The sequence below is a fragment of the Virgibacillus sp. Bac332 genome, from assembly GCF_003667785.1.
GTDB classification, from domain to species: domain Bacteria; phylum Bacillota; class Bacilli; order Bacillales; family Amphibacillaceae; genus Virgibacillus; species Virgibacillus salarius.
Window position 1 is genome coordinate 1,547,922 of record NZ_CP033046.1, and the last position, 15,852, is coordinate 1,563,773.

Sequence of the window (15,852 nt, forward strand, 5' to 3'; positions counted from 1 at the left end):
ATTAGGAGACGACAGCTTGAGGAGCTAAAGCTTGTCGAACCCATCGATTATTTTCGTAGGCTATGTCTCTTAATCGTAATCGTTGCTTTGAACAAGGCCCATTATTACTAATGATTTTTTTGAATTCATTCCAATCTGGTTGCTTGTATTCCCAACGTTTATTGGCTTCATCATAATGAATAGTTTCATCTGGTACCGTTAATCCCAAAGAGAAAATTCGAGGTAAGTACTTATCCAAGAAAGCTTGCCTTAGTTCCTCATTAGAACTTTTCCTAATTCGATATTTCGTAGTTATTTCCTGCTTAGAAGAACCAGTTGTTGTTGCTGAAGCTGGCCCAAAAAACATGAGTAATGATGACCACCAACGATCAAGAGCTTCCTGTAACATATCTCTTTGCTTGTTAGATCCTTCTGCAAGAGCCATAATAATAGATTCTCCATGCTGTGCATGGAATACTTCTTCCTGACAAATTCGTTGAAGTGCTCGTTGGTAAGGTCCATATGAGGCGTCTAACATATTTGTTTGTGAAATGATAGCTGCTCCATCTACTAACCAACCGACTATGCCTGCATCTGCCCATGTTTTTGTGGGCATATGGAAAACATTATGAAACTTAAGCTTGCCGTTTAATAAGTCTTGCATGATATTCTCCCTGTTTTTACCATAGGGTTTAATTAAATCCTCAGCTACACGAAGTAATAATTGGCCATGACCCATTTCATCTTGAACCTTAGCCATAATGCCTAGTTTTCTTTTCAAGCTGGGTGCTTTGGGTACCCATTCTTTTTCAGGTAGAGCTCCCATGATTTCGCTAATTCCGTGCATGGATATGAGTTTGATTAATGCATTTCTGTATTCATCTGGCATCCAGTCATCTGCCTCAATTTTTTCTCCTGCCTCTATTCGTTTCATGAAAACAGTATGCTTTTCTGTATCCTTTTCATGATCAGCAGCAGATGCGCCTCCATAAATATACATTTTCTCAACTCCTTATTACGATTAATTAACGCAATTATAATAAAACGTTATATAAATATCAATAGCGAAATATTTTTAAATTTTTGTTAATACAATAAACACCTATGTAATTAAGCTTATGAATGAATTGTTGCTTTTACTACAGCATCACAAATATTGACAGCGCTTTCAATAAAAGATACTTTATATGTAACAATTTTGGTGAATTCGTTTAAAAAATATCATGTGAAAGGGGAATATTATGTCTACTTTTTCAAAAGAAGAACAGTGGAGTCATCTGCAAATGAAGGATTTACAATGGTCTCGACTAAAGAAATCCATTAAACATGCTTATGAAAATGTACCTTTTTACAGAGAAGCTCTGCAACGCATTCCTATTACTCCCGATGACTTTTGTTCATGGCAGCAGTTCCAAGAACTTCCTTTTACGAAAAAACACCATTTACGCGAGAATTATCCGTTCCAGTTGTTAGCGACTCCAGTTAATGAGGTCGTTAGAATCCATGCATCATCTGGTACTAGTGGTAAACCAACTGTCGTTGCATATACAAAAAATGATATTAGCCACTGGGGACATATGGTGGCTCGTGCTATTTATATGGCTGGTGGCCGGAAGGGTGATATTCTACATAATGCTTTTGGCTACGGTCTTTTTACAGGTGGATTAGGTATTCACCATGGATCTGAATATCTAGGATGTGCAACTGTTCCAATTTCCGGAGGGAATACAAATAAGCAAATAGCTATGATCCAAGATTTTAAGCCACGTATTATTTGCTCGACGCCTTCTTATCTATTAAACATTGGTGAGACAATGATAAATCAAGGAATTAATCCAGCAAACACGTCGTTGAAATTGGCAATCCTTGGTGCAGAGCCTTGGTCAGAGAAAATGAGGGATATAATAGAGCAAATGTTTGATCTGGATGCGTTAGACATCTATGGTTTAAGTGAAGTTATGGGACCCGGCATCGCAATGGAGTGTGAATGTAAAGAAGGATTGCATGTTGCCGAGGATCATTTCATTATAGAGGCTATTAATCCTGAAACGCTAGAGCCTGTACCTGATGGGGAGGATGGAGAATTAATCTTCACGAGTTTGACGAAGGAAGCCATACCAATTATTCGATATCGGACGGGTGATGTTGCATCATTAAGTAGAGAAAGATGTGCATGTGGTAGGACAACAATTAAAATGAGCCGTGTGAAGGGCAGAATTGATGATATGTTAATTATTAGAGGGGTTAATGTATTTCCGTCTGAAATTGAACGTTACATTTGTAGTGCAGAAGAATTGGAGCCACATTATGAAATTCACTTGCTGAAGAAAGGTGCAATGGACCATGTGGAATTGCACGTGGAAGTATGCGAGTTGTTTTATAATTCTTTATCTGAACAATCATTTAATGACCAAAAGTCATTGGAGCTCATTCAAAAAGTTAAAAAGACATTGAAAATGGAACTGCTTGTATCTGTTGATGTTCGTTTGACAAAGCCTAAAACACTTTTACGTTCAGAAGGAAAGGCGAGACGAATTATTGATAAACGTCCGTCGATGTCTGCCACATTATAGTGTATAGAGTGTGCTACAAAATATGAATCGATATAGGAGTATCATCGCACAATCTGAAATATACTCACTTTGCACGGGCACGTACGTAGCTAACTTGGTAAAGAAAAGTGCGTTATCAAGTGAATCTTCGGACTCGTGCTGTTCCCGCTGGATAAGGAAGGCTTCGGCAGCGATACATGGCACGCAGAAAAAGCGTTCTTCTTTTTCAAGGAGGTTCGCATATGTAATGTACTATATTAATTATTCTAATCAAAAAACGGATGATAATTAATTTAAAACAATTATCATTCGTTTTTTATTGGTTCTTATTTACTTTTATCTCAGATTCTTTCTTTTCAAGTTAAGCTATTTCGGCTAGAATAGGAATGGATAACTTGTTCAATGATTTTGAATATATACAATGATTAAGGGAATGGAATTACAAAATGGCAAAATTATTTAATACACGCTCCATGATTTTCACGCTTTATGGTGACTATGTTAGTCAATATGGCAATGTTATTTGGATTGGAAGCTTAATTCGGTTATTGGAAGAATTCGGTCATAATGAACAATCGGTGCGTGCGGCTATTTCTCGTATGAATAAGCAAGGGTGGGTAAAGTCCCAAAAGAATGGAAATAGGAGCTATTACTTTTTAACAGACAGAGGAAAGGCTCGTATGGATGAAGCTGCTCAACGGATCTATCAAATAGAAGCACCGTCATGGGATGGGCAATGGAGGCTACTTCTTTATACGATTCCAGAAGAAAAGCGCCATCTTAGAGATGAATTGCGGCAAGAATTAGTATGGAGTGGGTTTGGTCTTTTATCTAATAGCTGTTGGATCACACCTAATCCATTAGAACAGCAGGTAAAAGATTTAATAAAAAAATATGATATTGACGCTTATGTTAACTTTTTTCATGGTACATATGAGGGTACAAAGGAAAATAAAGATTTAGTAGAGCAGTGCTGGGATTTGGAAGCAGTGAATGAACGTTATTCACAATTTATTCAAGCATATAGTCAAAAATATATTATTGATAAGAGCAAAATTGAAAAAGGCGAGATGAATGACGGCAACTGTTTTGTGCAACGAACATTACTTGTACACCAATACAGAAAATTTTTATTTATCGACCCTAGTCTACCTAAAGAATTACTACCAGACAATTGGTTAGGTGATTCAGCTGCTTCGCTTTTCACAGATTATTATCAAATCCTTAAAGAACCAGCTACAAGGTTTTTTGAGTCTGTATTTGATTCTGGAGATATTAACGTATAGCGAGTAGGGCTGTCGCAAAAGATAGTATTGCTCTTACAAAACTGGAATATACTCCACTTCCGTGGAAGAAATGATTCCATATCGTCAGGGAAATCGATTCATCGAGTGTCTGTGCTTCCCGAGAGGTTTCGTATATTCCAGCCTATGAAAATATCTATTCAAAAACTTTTTCAAGGACATCTATTTGTTTAAATTCTTGTCCTTTCTGAACATACGTATCAATCGTTTCCTCGATCATATGAATATCCTTATCTGTTAATGTTCTTACAACTTTTCCAGGAGAGCCAAGAACGAGAGAGCGAGGAGGGACTACTTTTCCCGATGGGACAAGGCTATTTGCTCCAATAATCGTATATTCTCCTACCTCAGCCCCATCTAATACCGTAGCACCCATTCCCACTAGTACACCTCTTCTTAATGTGCATCCATGAACAATTGCATTATGGCCAATTGATACCTCATCTTCAAGTGTTAATGGAAATTGTTCATACAAGTGGCACATGGTGTTTTCTTGAATATTACAGCGTTTTCCAACCTTAATCGGACCTTCATCTCCACGTAACACAACGTTAAACCATATACTAGACTTTGCTCCAATTTCAACATTTCCAATAATTTTTGCACCATCAGCAATAAAAGCGGTTTCATCTATAGATGGTATAGCATCTTTATAACGGTAGATCATCTACATTCCTCCCTATAAAGTATGTTATAATTCAGTATAACACATTCTATACGGAGGTGGATAAAAGTGAATGACTTAACACGCAAGCTAGGAATTTCCCTTCCTTTCATTCAAGGAGGCATGGGTAACATAAGTCATGCAGAATTGGCTGTTGCTGTGTCTGAGGCAGGAGGGTTGGGAACAATTGGAGCAGGTACTCTTTCGCCTAACTATCTGGAAGATATGATTATCAAAATCCGTAAACAAACCTCTAAGCCATTTGCTATAAATGTACCACTATCAGTACAGAAGAATGTAGATGAGTTAATAAAATTGATTATAGGATACCAAATCCCTGTTGTTTCGTTGTCTGCTGGTAACCCAGCACCCTTTATAACTAAATTAAAGAATGAAAATATTATTGTAATCTGTGTGGTAGCGAACGAAAGGCAAGCTATAAAGGCAGAGGAAGAAGGAGCAGATTTTATTGTGGCAGAGGGTGTTGAAGCTGCTGGGATTAATGCACCGGAAGAGCTTACTACATTTACACTAGTCCCTAAAATATGCGATTCTGTAGCTATTCCAGTTATTGCTGCAGGAGGTATAGGTGATGGAAGGGGAGTGTTGGCTGCAATGAGCTTGGGTGCACAAGGAGTGCAGTTAGGAACAAGACTAATTGCGACAAAGGATGCGAAAGTTCATAGTTTATATAAACGTGCGCTCTGTGCCGCTGACTCTGATGGGACGATGATTGTTGGTCGTTCATATGGAAAAATAAGAAGGATCTTAAAGACCCCTTATGGGAAGCATTTGTTAGAGGAAGAAAGGAATAATCCAGATTTAAAAACATACCTAGATCTAACGGATGAAAACCATCATATTTTGGGAGCACTAGAAGGAAAGTTTTTAGAAGGTCATGTGAATGCTGGTCAGGTCGCGTCGATTATTAATGATATCCCGACGGTTAAAGAGCTTTTTCAACGAATGATACAAGAGGCACAAACCCTTTATAACCATCAGTTACCATTTGGAAAATCATGAGGTAATCTAAGGACGGAATTTATCTCGTATATAACTGGCAGTAAGCCCCCACTTCAAGTAATAAAGAGAAACCCATATGGGTATAGTGTGGTAGAAATTCTAAGTGACGTCTTTTCTAAACGAATATGATTACAAGAGAGGAGCGGTGCGATTTAAGTAGCCGTTCTTTTTTGTCATATTAGCTTTTAAAATTCCGTTGTCTATCCCCAAGGTCCTGAGCTGTTATAAAGAATATTCTCATATTTATATTGACAGTACATGGTGAATTACGTATGCTGTATATAACAAATATTTTGGATTCGTATTTAAAACGTAATACGATATTTAGTTGTTGGTTTGTGCTTTACATGATAATGACTGTGACTGCAATATTAATTGAAAGGGGGAAGGGTAATGTCAGAAGATACGTTGTATGATATTACCATTATTGGAGCAGGGCCAGTAGGTCTTTTCACTGCCTTTTATGCAGGTATGCGAAATGCATCCGTTAAAGTGATTGATAGTTTGCCAGAGGTGGGTGGGCAATTGTCTGCTTTATATCCTGATAAGTATATTTATGATGTCGGTGGATTTCCTAGTGTTAAAGCCCATGAATTGGTTAGGCGGTTATATGAACAAGCATTCACTTTTTCACCAACATTTCGTTTAAGTGAAACAGTAGAGCATATCATTCGTTTAGAAGATGGTAGTTTTAAGGTGATAACATCGAAGGATATCCATTATTCTAAGACTATAATTATTACGGCTGGAGCTGGTGCATTTCAACCTAGAAAATTGAAAGTAGAATATGCAAATCTGTATGAGCAAACGTGTCTGCACTATTCAGTCAAGAACCTAGAACAATTTAACGAAAGAAGGGTTTTAATTTGTGGGGGAGGAGATTCTGCTGTAGATTGGGCATTAGCACTGGAACCTATAGCCGAAGAGATAACATTAATACATCGACGACCTTCTTTTCGTGCTCATGAACATAGTGTATCACTTTTAGAAAAATCAAGTGTCAATGTTAAAACACCTTATGAGGTTAAGCAGCTTATTGGTACGGATAAAGCTATAGAAAAAGTCTTAATTCAAGAAGTGAAGGGTGATGAATCATTCGTATATGATGTAGATGATGTGATTGTAAGCTTCGGTTTTGTCACTTCTTTAGGACCTGTTAAAACATGGGGATTAGAACTTCAAAAAAATGCTATTCTTGTTAATTCTAGAATGGAAACAAACATAGCAGGCATTTTTGCAGCAGGCGATGTTTGTACGTACGAGGGAAAAGCCAAATTAATTGCAACAGGCTTTGGTGAAGCACCAATAGCTGTGAATCATGCTAAGAAAATAGCGGATCCCAAAGCCAAATTACATGCAGGACATAGTACCAGTATCTTTGCTACTGCAAAATAACCTATAAATTAGCTTTCGTTATAGGAGGAGGAAGATGGATAAAGTAGTTGTGGAAGAGAAAGGTTCATTAGCAATCATTATACTGAATCGACCAGAAGTATTAAATTGCTTTGATTATGATATGTTACAGCAGTTGGATAAAACGGTACGTAACCTACAACGTAAACAAGACATACATGTAGTTATATTTACAGGTTCAGGTGAAAAAGCATTCAGTGCTGGTGCAGACCTTAAGGAAAGACGAGGGTTATCTGAAGCTGAAGTTAGAAGGAATGTAAATAAGATTCGTAGAGTATTTTTACAAATTGATGAACTGCCACAGACGACCATTGCTGCAATAAACGGACACGCTTTTGGAGGTGGATTTGAACTAGCTTTAGCATGTGATCTTCGAATAGCAGTAAATGATGCAATGCTAGGTCTAACCGAGGTTAGTTGGGGGATTATTCCAGGAGCAGGAGGTACACAGCGGTTAGCTAGACTAGTAGGTCCGGCTAAAGCCAAAGAATTGATTTTGACTGCTCGGAGAATTGAAGCTAAAGTTGCTGAAAGGTGGGGAATAATAAATTCAGTTGAAGAACACGGAGAATTAATGGATCAAGCCAGTTCTTTAGCAGATGAAATTCTTGCTAATGCTCCATTAGCTGTAAATCAGGCGAAGTTCGCTATTGATAAAGGAAGTAATATCGATCTCCATTCCGGATTAGCTATTGAGGCAAATGCTTATGAATCTATTATTCCAACTCAAGATAGGATCGAAGCTTTACTTGCTTTTAAGGAAAAGAGAAAGCCAAAATTTCAGGGAAAGTAAAGTAGAATTCAACACCGGGATTTTCTTTCATTTCCCGTTTCCCCTCTTTGTATAACTAGACTTTGTGGTTTGAGACTTTAGCTTCTAATTCATGGAGATGGCGGAATAACTAACTGGATGCTACGCAGCATTCAGTTTTTTGATATATATTGTACGTTATAAACGAGCCTTTGGTTTTCCTAACTCAAGTAATGCAGTTTTTATCGAGCTGGTTAGAGGTAAACAGGGGACTCTTCGCAATTTATCCGCATATAACTGGCAGTAAGCCCCCGACTTCAAGCAATAAAGAGAAACCAATATGGATAAGTGGAGTGCCAGTAAATGTCCGATTGGTTCAAGGGTCTTTAGGTCATACCCTTGTGGTACTAATCATCCGAGGGGGATAAAAAAACCCCACGAATTGAACTTTATTTGATCGATTAGAAGTATGGAAGAGGTAGAAATCGTAATAGAAAAGATAGATGGTTTTAATGTTTCAGTTAGGAGTGATATTATTGTCAAAGGGATTGCTGCATCATATTGAATTAAATGTATCTGATTTAAAGGAAAGTGTTCAATTCTGGGGATGGTTGTTAGAAGAGTTAGGATACAGTGTTTATCAGAAATGGGATTGGGGTCAAAGCTGGATATTAGCGCATACATACATTGTTTTTGTTCAAACAGATAATAGATTTTTAGAAGATGGATATCATCGGCGTAGGATCGGTCTTAATCATTTAGCATTTCATGGAGAATCGAAAGAGCATATTGATGAAATTACAGAGGAATTAGTAGCGAGAGGAGTTGCTATTCTCTATTTAGATAAGCATCCCTATGCTGGAGGTGTCGATCATTATGCGGTTTTCTTTGAGGATCCTGACCGTATTAAAGTAGAAATAGTGGCTAGTAATGGAAATTAAGGAGGAGCATTAGGTGAAGCTAGAGCATTCAAGAGACTATAAATTGCTTGCTAGACTAAATAGAGGTGTTCATGAATTGCATGTTCAGTTATATCCTGAATACTTTAAGCCGTATAATTACGAGAAGATGATTGAGCTATTTCAAACATATATGGAGGATGAAAATAATTATTTTCTAGTATTATTTGATGCAGAAACAGCTAAAGGGTTTATTTTCTATGAAATTGTGACAAAATCAAATACCCCATTTAACAAAGAATATAAATCACTTTATGTGCATCAAATTAGCATTGAAGAAACAGCTAGGAGTAGTGGTTATGGCAAAGCGCTCATGATAGAATTAGAAAATATAGCTTATACATTGAAGGTAGACTGTATAGAACTTGATTATTGGGTAGACAATCATGTGGCCAGAAATTTTTATGAAAAATTAGGTTTTCATAAAAAAAGAGAATTTGTTCGTAAAGATTTAGATACATAGATTGGTGGTTTATTAATGAAAGCTATTGAATTGAAAGGTTATTAGTTGATTAACAAGAGTTGAATCAACATTCCATTGCTTGTGAGTTGGAGAGAATTACAAATGCAATGCTACGATATATCGGTCATACAGATCCCGGTTAATAATTTTCTTTTCCTTTCATAATCTCCGTGCGATAATGAGAAAAAAGGTTAGTTAGGATGAAACGATGACAAATGTAATTGAATTGTATGTAAAGGAAAAATATAGTAAGCAATATATAAATGGATATCCACTTATCGTAAAAGATGCTGTTCGTAATTTAGATGTACTTCATCAGGAAGGGGTGATTATCCATTTATTGGATAAAAATCACCAATTTCTAGCAAAAGGTTACTATGGTATACAAAATAAAGGAATTGGGTGGATATTGACCAATAAATTAAATGAAGACATTAACTTTTCGTTCTTCAAAAAGAAACTACTTTCGGCAATAAATAAAAGAAAAGGTTTCTATCAATCAGATGATACAAATGCGTTTCGCGTTTTTAACGGTGAGGGTGATGGGATTGGTGGAGTTACCATTGATTATTACGCTGGATATTATCTGATTAACTGGTATAGTGAAGGGATTTATGCATTTAAAGAGCATATTGTACGTGTGATAGACGAACTTGGTGACTATCATGGGATATATGAAAAGAAACGGTTCGATAGAAAAGGTAACTATATTGATGATGACGATTTTGTCAAAGGCAACCGTGGAGAATTTCCAATCATCGTAAAGGAAAATGGAATGCATTACGCTGTTTATCTAAACGATGGAGCAATGGTAGGTGTATTCTTAGATCAACGTGATGTGAGAGTCGCTATTCGAGATAAATATGCAAAAAATAAACAGGTGCTAAACACTTTTTCTTATACTGGAGCATTTTCGATAGCCGCAGCATTAGGAGGAGCGGCCAAAACCACGAGTGTAGATCTTGCTAAGAGGAGTAAAGGAAAAACAATCGAGCAATTTAGTGTAAATGGTATTGATTTCGAACAGCAGGATATTATAGTAATGGATGTATTTGACTATTTTAAATATGCTCGAAGAAAGCAACTTAGCTTTGATATGGTTATATTAGACCCACCTAGCTTCGCAAGGTCCAAAAAGCGAACCTTTAGTACTGCTAAAGACTATCCAGCTTTGATAAAGGATACCATCTCTATAACGAACCAACATGGTATTATCGTTGCATCTACAAATAATGCAAGTTTGGGTATGAAAAAATTCAAAGGGTTTATAGACAAAGCATGTAGTGAGATGAACACATCATATAGGATTCTTGAAGAATTTCAGCTACCAGCTGATTTCCAAACAGATAAAAGATTCCCTCAAGGAAATTATTTAAAGGTCTTAATCATACAACTAGGATAAATTTGACTGAATCGCTTCGAAATTTTGTTCGAAGCGATTTTTTATTAACTCCAGTCGCTACATTTTTAATCGGGTGCTTGCGCTTTTGTTCTAAGTTAAGAAAGTATAAAATCAGTGCAATGACTGCGTTAAGCCAAGTAGTTATTTTGAAATGTTAGATGTATATTGGCAATGCTCCGACTAATTACTTCGCTTTCCGTGGGCACGGCCTCAACTAACTTTGCAAAGAAGAACACGTTGCAAAGTGGATTTTCGGCTCGCGCTAATCCCGCAGGAGTCTACGTAATTCGTCTCCGCTATGCGAAGGTGCAACAATTCTTGTCATAAGTAATAGTTGACTTTTTTTACAATGGGTAAAGTGAAAATCGCTATCCGTGAGTATAAAAGTAGCTGTGTTACTTCATGCTAGCGTTGTAGAGCCTGATAATAGCGAAGGCCGGCCACTTCAACTCCTGTGGGAAATGTTTGACCTGAAGATCCACTTTTTTGAGCGGGTTTTGCTAAAAAAGTTAGCTGAAGGACAAACCCCACGGAAAGGGAAGTGGGCAGCCGGAGTGGTGGTCAAGCAAGCAGTAGCTATTATTCCATAATAGCTACTAGAGGAAGCGTAAATCTGAGCATTTAGTGATAAGGAATGAGCGAATTTTGCTCCGTTTTTCTTACCTGCATATAACTGGCAGTAAGACTCCGACTTCAAGCAATAAAGTGAATCCAATATGGGTAAGTGTGGGATCAACTGCCAGTAAATGTCCGAGGCCTTTAGGTCACACCCTTCTCGTACTAACCATCCGTGGGGATAAACAAAAACCCCAACTGATTGAAGTTTCACTTTATATGGCGTTTGTTTTTTATTTTTGGTCCGAAATAGAAAAACGTATTGTATATTTATTCTTTTTATTGCATAATAATTCATATACGATTTGGAAGGTGGAGATGTAATTGGGAGTGGGAATAAAACGAGCGACAGCAAAGTTTCATGAATTACATGGTCGGAATTTTTTAACATTAGCTGATTATACGGAGGAACAGATTAATAGTTTATTAGATTTAGCAGAGAATCTAAAGTATGAACGTAGGAAAGGAATTCCCCATCATTATCTAGAAGGAAAAATACTTGGCATGATATTTGATAAAGCATCTACGAGAACGAGAGTTTCTTTTGAAGCAGGAATCTATCAATTAGGGGGGAGTGGTATATTTTTAAGTTCCAATGATATCCAGATAGGGAGAGGTGAATCAATTACAGATACAGCTCAAGTGTTGTCATCTTATGTGGACGGTATAATGATTCGAACATATTCACAATCAACAATTGAATTGCTAGCAGAGAAAGCTAGCATCCCTGTTATTAATGGATTAACGGATTTATATCATCCTTGTCAGGTTTTAGCTGATTTCCAAACAATAAAAGAGTTAAAGGGTCAGTTAAATGGTGTTAAAATAGCGTATATTGGTGATGGGAATAATATGGCGCATTCGCTTTTGATTGGTGCGGCAACAATGGGAATGCGCCTCTCAATTGCTTCACCGAAAAATTATCAACCTGATGCTGATGTGGTTATAAATGCAAAGCGAATTGGTTCTGAATCTGGAGCGGTTTTAGAAATTTCCGATTGCCCTGAAGACGCGGTTCAGCAAGCTGATGTAATTTATACAGATGTATGGGCGAGTATGGGCCAGGAAGAAGAACAACAAAAACGAGAAATAGCATTTACAGGCTATCAAGTTAATCGAAGTCTACTTTCGCTTGCCAAATCGGATGTAATATTTATGCATTGTTTGCCAGCTCATCGCGGTGAGGAAGTATCTGCTGATGTAATTGATGGAGTACATTCTGTTGTCTTCCAACAAGCTGAGAATCGTCTGCATGCACAAAAGGCTTTGATGGTTGCACTATTAGGCAAATAGGGTAGTATTTAATAAGCAAAAAAGCATTGAAAATAACAGCAAATCACGAGCAAAAGAAGTTGCAGAATCAATTTTCCGCAACTTCTTCTTTTCCTGATGTTACCTTCATGCCTTGGGTGTCGATATTCACTTGGCAAATGTTATAGGAAGAAAATTGACCCTGTAATTCACCTGCGATGGACTGCCCCTTACCCTTTGGAGCAAATACTAGCATTGTTGGTCCAGCTCCGCTAATCACAGTTCCATAGTTTCCAAGACTTCTCGCTGCCTTTTTGATCTCTGTATATTTTGGAATTAGGGTAGCACGAAATGGCTCATGAAAAAGGTCATTTTCCATCATTTCTCCTGCTAAATGATAATCATGGGAAGTGAGCGCAACAATAAATAGATTACAAATACTACTAGCACTTGCTGCATATTTCCTAGTGAAATGCTCAGGTAGTACGCTTCTTGAGGCTTCCGTTTTTAATTCTGTATCTGGAATAACTGTAATAATATCTATGTTTAGACTGTTCCATTTATAATAGTTAATTTTATCATTTGCAGTTGAGGCTGTTACTACAAGACCTCCTACTAATGAGGCTGCAACATTATCAGGATGCCCTTCTTTTTCTGTAGCTAGCATTAATTTGTCGAGTAGCGATAATTGTAGGCGGCACAGTTGATTAGCAAGCTCGATGCCAGCAATTACTGCAGATGCACTACTTCCAAGACCGCGAGCTAATGGTATAGAGCTATCGATGGTAACTTTGCAAGGTGGCAGTTGCTTTCCATAGTGATGTGCTGTTTCTTTTGCAATCTGATAGATAAAATGCTTATCATAGCTTTCAAAATCAGGTAATAGAAGTGATTGGTGCTGGATTTCCCAATGACTATGCTTCTCTACAGATAATGTTAAATATAGACCTAGGGATAAACCTAGCGAGTCAAAGCCTGGCCCTATATTTGCAGAACTTGCCGGTACAGAAATGGTAAAGCCATTCATATTTGCACCTTGTTTTCTAAATACTCCATAACTGTTTTTTCATCATTAGGTAGTGAAACAGGGTTAATCGTTAATTGGTCAATTGCAGTTTGTGGATCTTTTAATCCGTTTCCTGTAAGAACTGCAACCACTTTACTCCCCTCTTTAATAACTCCCTTTTTGCATTGTTTAATTAGTCCGGCAATAGATGCACATGACCCTGGCTCAACAAAAACACCTTCACTTGCTGCTAGTTTTTTGAAAGCTGCTACGATTTCATCATCCGTTACGGAGTTTATGATACCTTTTGATTCATCCCTTGCTTCCTCTGCTAGCTTCCAACTAGCCGGGTTCCCAATCCGTATGGCCGTGGCTACAGTTTCAGGATGTGGAATCACTTTGTTTTGAACAATAGCAGCCGCTCCCTCTGCTTCAAAGCCAAACATTTTTGGGAGACCTGACTGTTCTATATCGTTATATTCTTTAAACCCTTTCCAATATGCACTAATATTTCCTGCATTGCCTACTGGTATGGAAAGAATATCAGGAGCAGTTCCAAGTTGGTCGCATACCTCAAAGGCCGCTGTTTTTTGACCTTCTAAGCGATATGGATTAACAGAGTTGACTAATGTAACAGGAGATGACTCGCTTAATTTTCGTACCATTGCTAGTGCTTCATCAAAGTTTCCATCAATTTCCACAATCTCCGCACCGTACATAATCGCTTGTGCTAATTTTCCTAATGCAACTTTTCCTTTAGGAATCACAATAATTGCTTTAATTCCTGCTTTTGCTGCATAAGCAGCTGCAGAAGCTGAGGTATTTCCAGTCGATGCACAGATGATTGACGTACTGCCTTCTTCAACCGCTTTTGCTACGGCCATAACCATTCCCCTATCCTTAAAAGAACCGGTCGGATTAACGCCTTCAATTTTGCCATAAAGTTCTATTCCAAGCTCTTTAGACAATGTAGAGAAATGAATTAATGGTGTATTGCCTTCATGTAATGTTAAAGCTGGTGTGTTTTCTGTTATAGGTAGTAACTCCTTATAATTTTTTAGTAGTCCCGGCCAATTCATGTGCTGCATCTCCTTCCACTTTATAATAGCTTTTTATCTGCAGTACCACATCTAAATTGTGCAGTTGATTTAGCGCATCTTGAAAATTATGAAGCGTAGTGTGATGTGTAACAACAATGATCTCAGCCAACTCCCGTTTTTTAATTGGTGTCTGAAGAATCCGCTTAAAGCTAATATTTAGGTCGTTAAATAATGTAGATATCTCAGAAAAAGCACCTACCCGATCCTTGACATGTATTCGTAAATAATACTGTCCAGAACGTTGGTCAGAACTTCGTAAATGTTTTTCAAATCTTGCTTCAAGTGAGTGTTTACCACATACACCGAGGCGCATATTCTTAATTACCGTTACAAGATCAGAAACGACAGCTGTTGCGGTTGGCAGACTTCCCGCTCCTGGCCCATAGAACATTGTTTCACCAACTGCTTCACCATACACATAAACAGCGTTATATTCATTTTTTACATCTGCTAACGGATGTTCTTTTGAAAGTAGTGTCGGCTGAACACTTACTTCTATTTGTTGATCCGAGCATTGAGCATAGCCAATTAATTTCATAGTATAGCCAAATTTTTCACCATATTGAAGGTCAGCCAATTCTAGGTTTTTAATACCAGATACTTCTACATCTTCGAGAGCAATATCTGTAGAAAATGCTAGTCTTCCTAAAATCGCCATTTTTCTAGCCGCATCTAAACCTTCTACATCGGCTGTTGGATCTGCCTCAGCAAATCCAAGTTCTTGTGCCTCCATTAATGCATTTTCGTAGGAAACACCTTCGTTGCTCATTTTTGTTAGAATGTAGTTGGTAGTTCCGTTGACTATTCCCATTACCTTTTGAATTCGATCAGATGATAGTCCGTCGGAAATTCCTCTCAAAATGGGAATACCACCAGCAACACTTGCCTCATAATAGAAATCACATTTGTTTTGTCTTGCTGCTTTTTCTAGTGCTGTGCCATGTAAAGCAACAAGGTCTTTATTTGCCGTAACAACATGTTTTTTTGCAGCAAAAGCTTGTAAAATATGATGATATGTTTCGTCAATTCCACCCATTACTTCTACTATTACATCGATATCCGGGTCATTAATTATGTCATCAGGATTCGTAGTGAGAAACGTTCGATCTATTTCTACATTACGAGCTTTTTCAAGGTTACGAATTAATACGCTTTTTACATTAACCTCACAACCTAGTTGGTGAATAAGCTCTTCCTGATGACTTTCAATAAGTTTTATGACTCCTGAACCGACTACTCCTAATCCTAATAGACCGATAGAAACCGTGTTTCCCACTTCATCACCTCATCGTTTTTGTTTAATAGCTATTTAAACACGAATACTGAACTATAGCAATAGTCAATTTTTTGTACGCATAGAAAAGTTACGT

The 15,852-nt window shown here is 37.5% G+C and carries 15 protein-coding genes; 10 read left to right on the top strand and 5 right to left on the bottom strand.

Going from position 1 to position 15,852, the window contains the following annotated elements; genetic code table 11:
- Position 1 precedes the first annotated feature (1 nt).
- Positions 2-913: a 1,2-phenylacetyl-CoA epoxidase subunit PaaA gene (gene paaA, locus D9782_RS07410; RefSeq protein ID WP_371414010.1), complete on the bottom strand. Its 912-nt coding sequence runs from the start codon at positions 911-913 to the stop codon at positions 2-4.
- A gap of 307 nt (positions 914-1,220) precedes the next feature.
- Between paaA and D9782_RS07415 the strand changes: the two genes are divergently transcribed.
- On the top strand, positions 1,221-2,552 hold the full coding sequence (locus tag D9782_RS07415; protein ID WP_121604411.1) for a phenylacetate--CoA ligase family protein: 1,332 nt from the start codon (positions 1,221-1,223) through the stop codon (positions 2,550-2,552).
- 425 nt (positions 2,553-2,977) lie between these two features.
- A complete protein-coding gene (paaX, locus tag D9782_RS07420) occupies positions 2,978-3,817 on the top strand; it encodes a phenylacetic acid degradation operon negative regulatory protein PaaX (protein WP_026679774.1) in 840 nt (279 codons plus the stop codon).
- A 154-nt stretch (positions 3,818-3,971) separates the two neighbouring features.
- Here the strand turns inward: paaX and D9782_RS07425 are convergent, their stop codons facing one another.
- Positions 3,972-4,502, bottom strand: a complete 531-nt coding sequence (locus D9782_RS07425) for a gamma carbonic anhydrase family protein (RefSeq protein ID WP_026679773.1) — start codon at positions 4,500-4,502, stop codon at positions 3,972-3,974.
- Positions 4,503-4,568: 66 nt separating this feature from the next.
- Here D9782_RS07425 and D9782_RS07430 point away from each other — a divergent pair, with 66 nt between their 5' ends.
- The 8 genes from D9782_RS07430 to argF all read left to right on the top strand — a co-directional run bounded on the left by D9782_RS07430 (position 4,569) and on the right by argF (position 12,418).
- Positions 4,569-5,522, top strand: a complete 954-nt coding sequence (locus D9782_RS07430; protein WP_121604412.1) for an NAD(P)H-dependent flavin oxidoreductase — start codon at positions 4,569-4,571, stop codon at positions 5,520-5,522.
- Positions 5,523-5,915: 393 nt separating this feature from the next.
- Positions 5,916-6,917 carry an NAD(P)/FAD-dependent oxidoreductase gene (locus D9782_RS07435; protein ID WP_121604413.1) on the top strand — a complete coding sequence of 334 codons (1,002 nt, stop codon included), beginning with the start codon at positions 5,916-5,918 and terminating at the stop codon, positions 6,915-6,917.
- Positions 6,918-6,951: 34 nt separating this feature from the next.
- The gene (locus D9782_RS07440) at positions 6,952-7,728 is read left to right on the top strand and encodes an enoyl-CoA hydratase-related protein (protein WP_121604414.1); all 777 of its coding nucleotides are present in this window, start codon (positions 6,952-6,954) and stop codon (positions 7,726-7,728) included.
- Between the two features lie 494 nt (positions 7,729-8,222).
- Positions 8,223-8,627, top strand: coding sequence for a VOC family protein (locus D9782_RS07445; RefSeq protein WP_121604415.1), 405 nt, complete (start codon positions 8,223-8,225; stop codon positions 8,625-8,627).
- Positions 8,628-8,640: 13 nt separating this feature from the next.
- Positions 8,641-9,108 carry a GNAT family N-acetyltransferase gene (locus D9782_RS07450; RefSeq protein WP_026679768.1) on the top strand — a complete coding sequence of 156 codons (468 nt, stop codon included), beginning with the start codon at positions 8,641-8,643 and terminating at the stop codon, positions 9,106-9,108.
- A 208-nt stretch (positions 9,109-9,316) separates the two neighbouring features.
- Complete coding sequence (locus D9782_RS07455; RefSeq protein ID WP_026679767.1) at positions 9,317-10,510, top strand: class I SAM-dependent rRNA methyltransferase; 1,194 nt, start codon at positions 9,317-9,319, stop codon at positions 10,508-10,510.
- A gap of 374 nt (positions 10,511-10,884) precedes the next feature.
- Complete coding sequence (locus D9782_RS07460; RefSeq protein WP_121604416.1) at positions 10,885-11,100, top strand: hypothetical protein; 216 nt, start codon at positions 10,885-10,887, stop codon at positions 11,098-11,100.
- A 349-nt stretch (positions 11,101-11,449) separates the two neighbouring features.
- Entirely contained in the window at positions 11,450-12,418 is a 969-nt protein-coding gene (gene argF, locus D9782_RS07470) for an ornithine carbamoyltransferase (protein ID WP_051388417.1), read from the top strand.
- Positions 12,419-12,485: 67 nt separating this feature from the next.
- Here the strand turns inward: argF and thrB are convergent, their stop codons facing one another.
- The 3 genes from thrB to D9782_RS07485 are packed head-to-tail and all read right to left on the bottom strand — an operon-like array spanning position 12,486 to position 15,758.
- On the bottom strand, positions 12,486-13,403 hold the full coding sequence (thrB, locus tag D9782_RS07475; RefSeq protein ID WP_121604418.1) for a homoserine kinase: 918 nt from the start codon (positions 13,401-13,403) through the stop codon (positions 12,486-12,488).
- On the bottom strand, positions 13,400-14,461 hold the full coding sequence (thrC, locus tag D9782_RS07480) for a threonine synthase (RefSeq protein WP_026682447.1): 1,062 nt from the start codon (positions 14,459-14,461) through the stop codon (positions 13,400-13,402). Before thrC ends, thrB begins: the two co-directional genes overlap by 4 nt.
- On the bottom strand, positions 14,430-15,758 hold the full coding sequence (locus D9782_RS07485; RefSeq protein WP_121604419.1) for a homoserine dehydrogenase: 1,329 nt from the start codon (positions 15,756-15,758) through the stop codon (positions 14,430-14,432). The genes thrC and D9782_RS07485 overlap by 32 nt, the downstream gene beginning before the upstream one ends.
- Between the last annotated feature and the right edge of the window lie 94 nt (positions 15,759-15,852).

Bases quoted from the DNA above. Each gene is read 5' to 3' on its own strand.
- paaA (WP_371414010.1), bottom strand. From the start codon at position 913: ATGAAACGAATAGAGGCAGGAGAAAAAATTGAGGCAGATGACTGGATG.
- D9782_RS07415 (WP_121604411.1), top strand. From the start codon at position 1,221: ATGTCTACTTTTTCAAAAGAAGAACAGTGGAGTCATCTGCAAATGAAG.
- paaX (WP_026679774.1), top strand. From the start codon at position 2,978: ATGGCAAAATTATTTAATACACGCTCCATGATTTTCACGCTTTATGGT.
- D9782_RS07425 (WP_026679773.1), bottom strand. From the start codon at position 4,502: ATGATCTACCGTTATAAAGATGCTATACCATCTATAGATGAAACCGCT.
- D9782_RS07435 (WP_121604413.1), top strand. From the start codon at position 5,916: ATGTCAGAAGATACGTTGTATGATATTACCATTATTGGAGCAGGGCCA.
- D9782_RS07440 (WP_121604414.1), top strand. From the start codon at position 6,952: ATGGATAAAGTAGTTGTGGAAGAGAAAGGTTCATTAGCAATCATTATA.
- D9782_RS07455 (WP_026679767.1), top strand. From the start codon at position 9,317: ATGACAAATGTAATTGAATTGTATGTAAAGGAAAAATATAGTAAGCAA.
- thrB (WP_121604418.1), bottom strand. From the start codon at position 13,403: ATGAATGGCTTTACCATTTCTGTACCGGCAAGTTCTGCAAATATAGGG.
- thrC (WP_026682447.1), bottom strand. From the start codon at position 14,461: ATGAATTGGCCGGGACTACTAAAAAATTATAAGGAGTTACTACCTATA.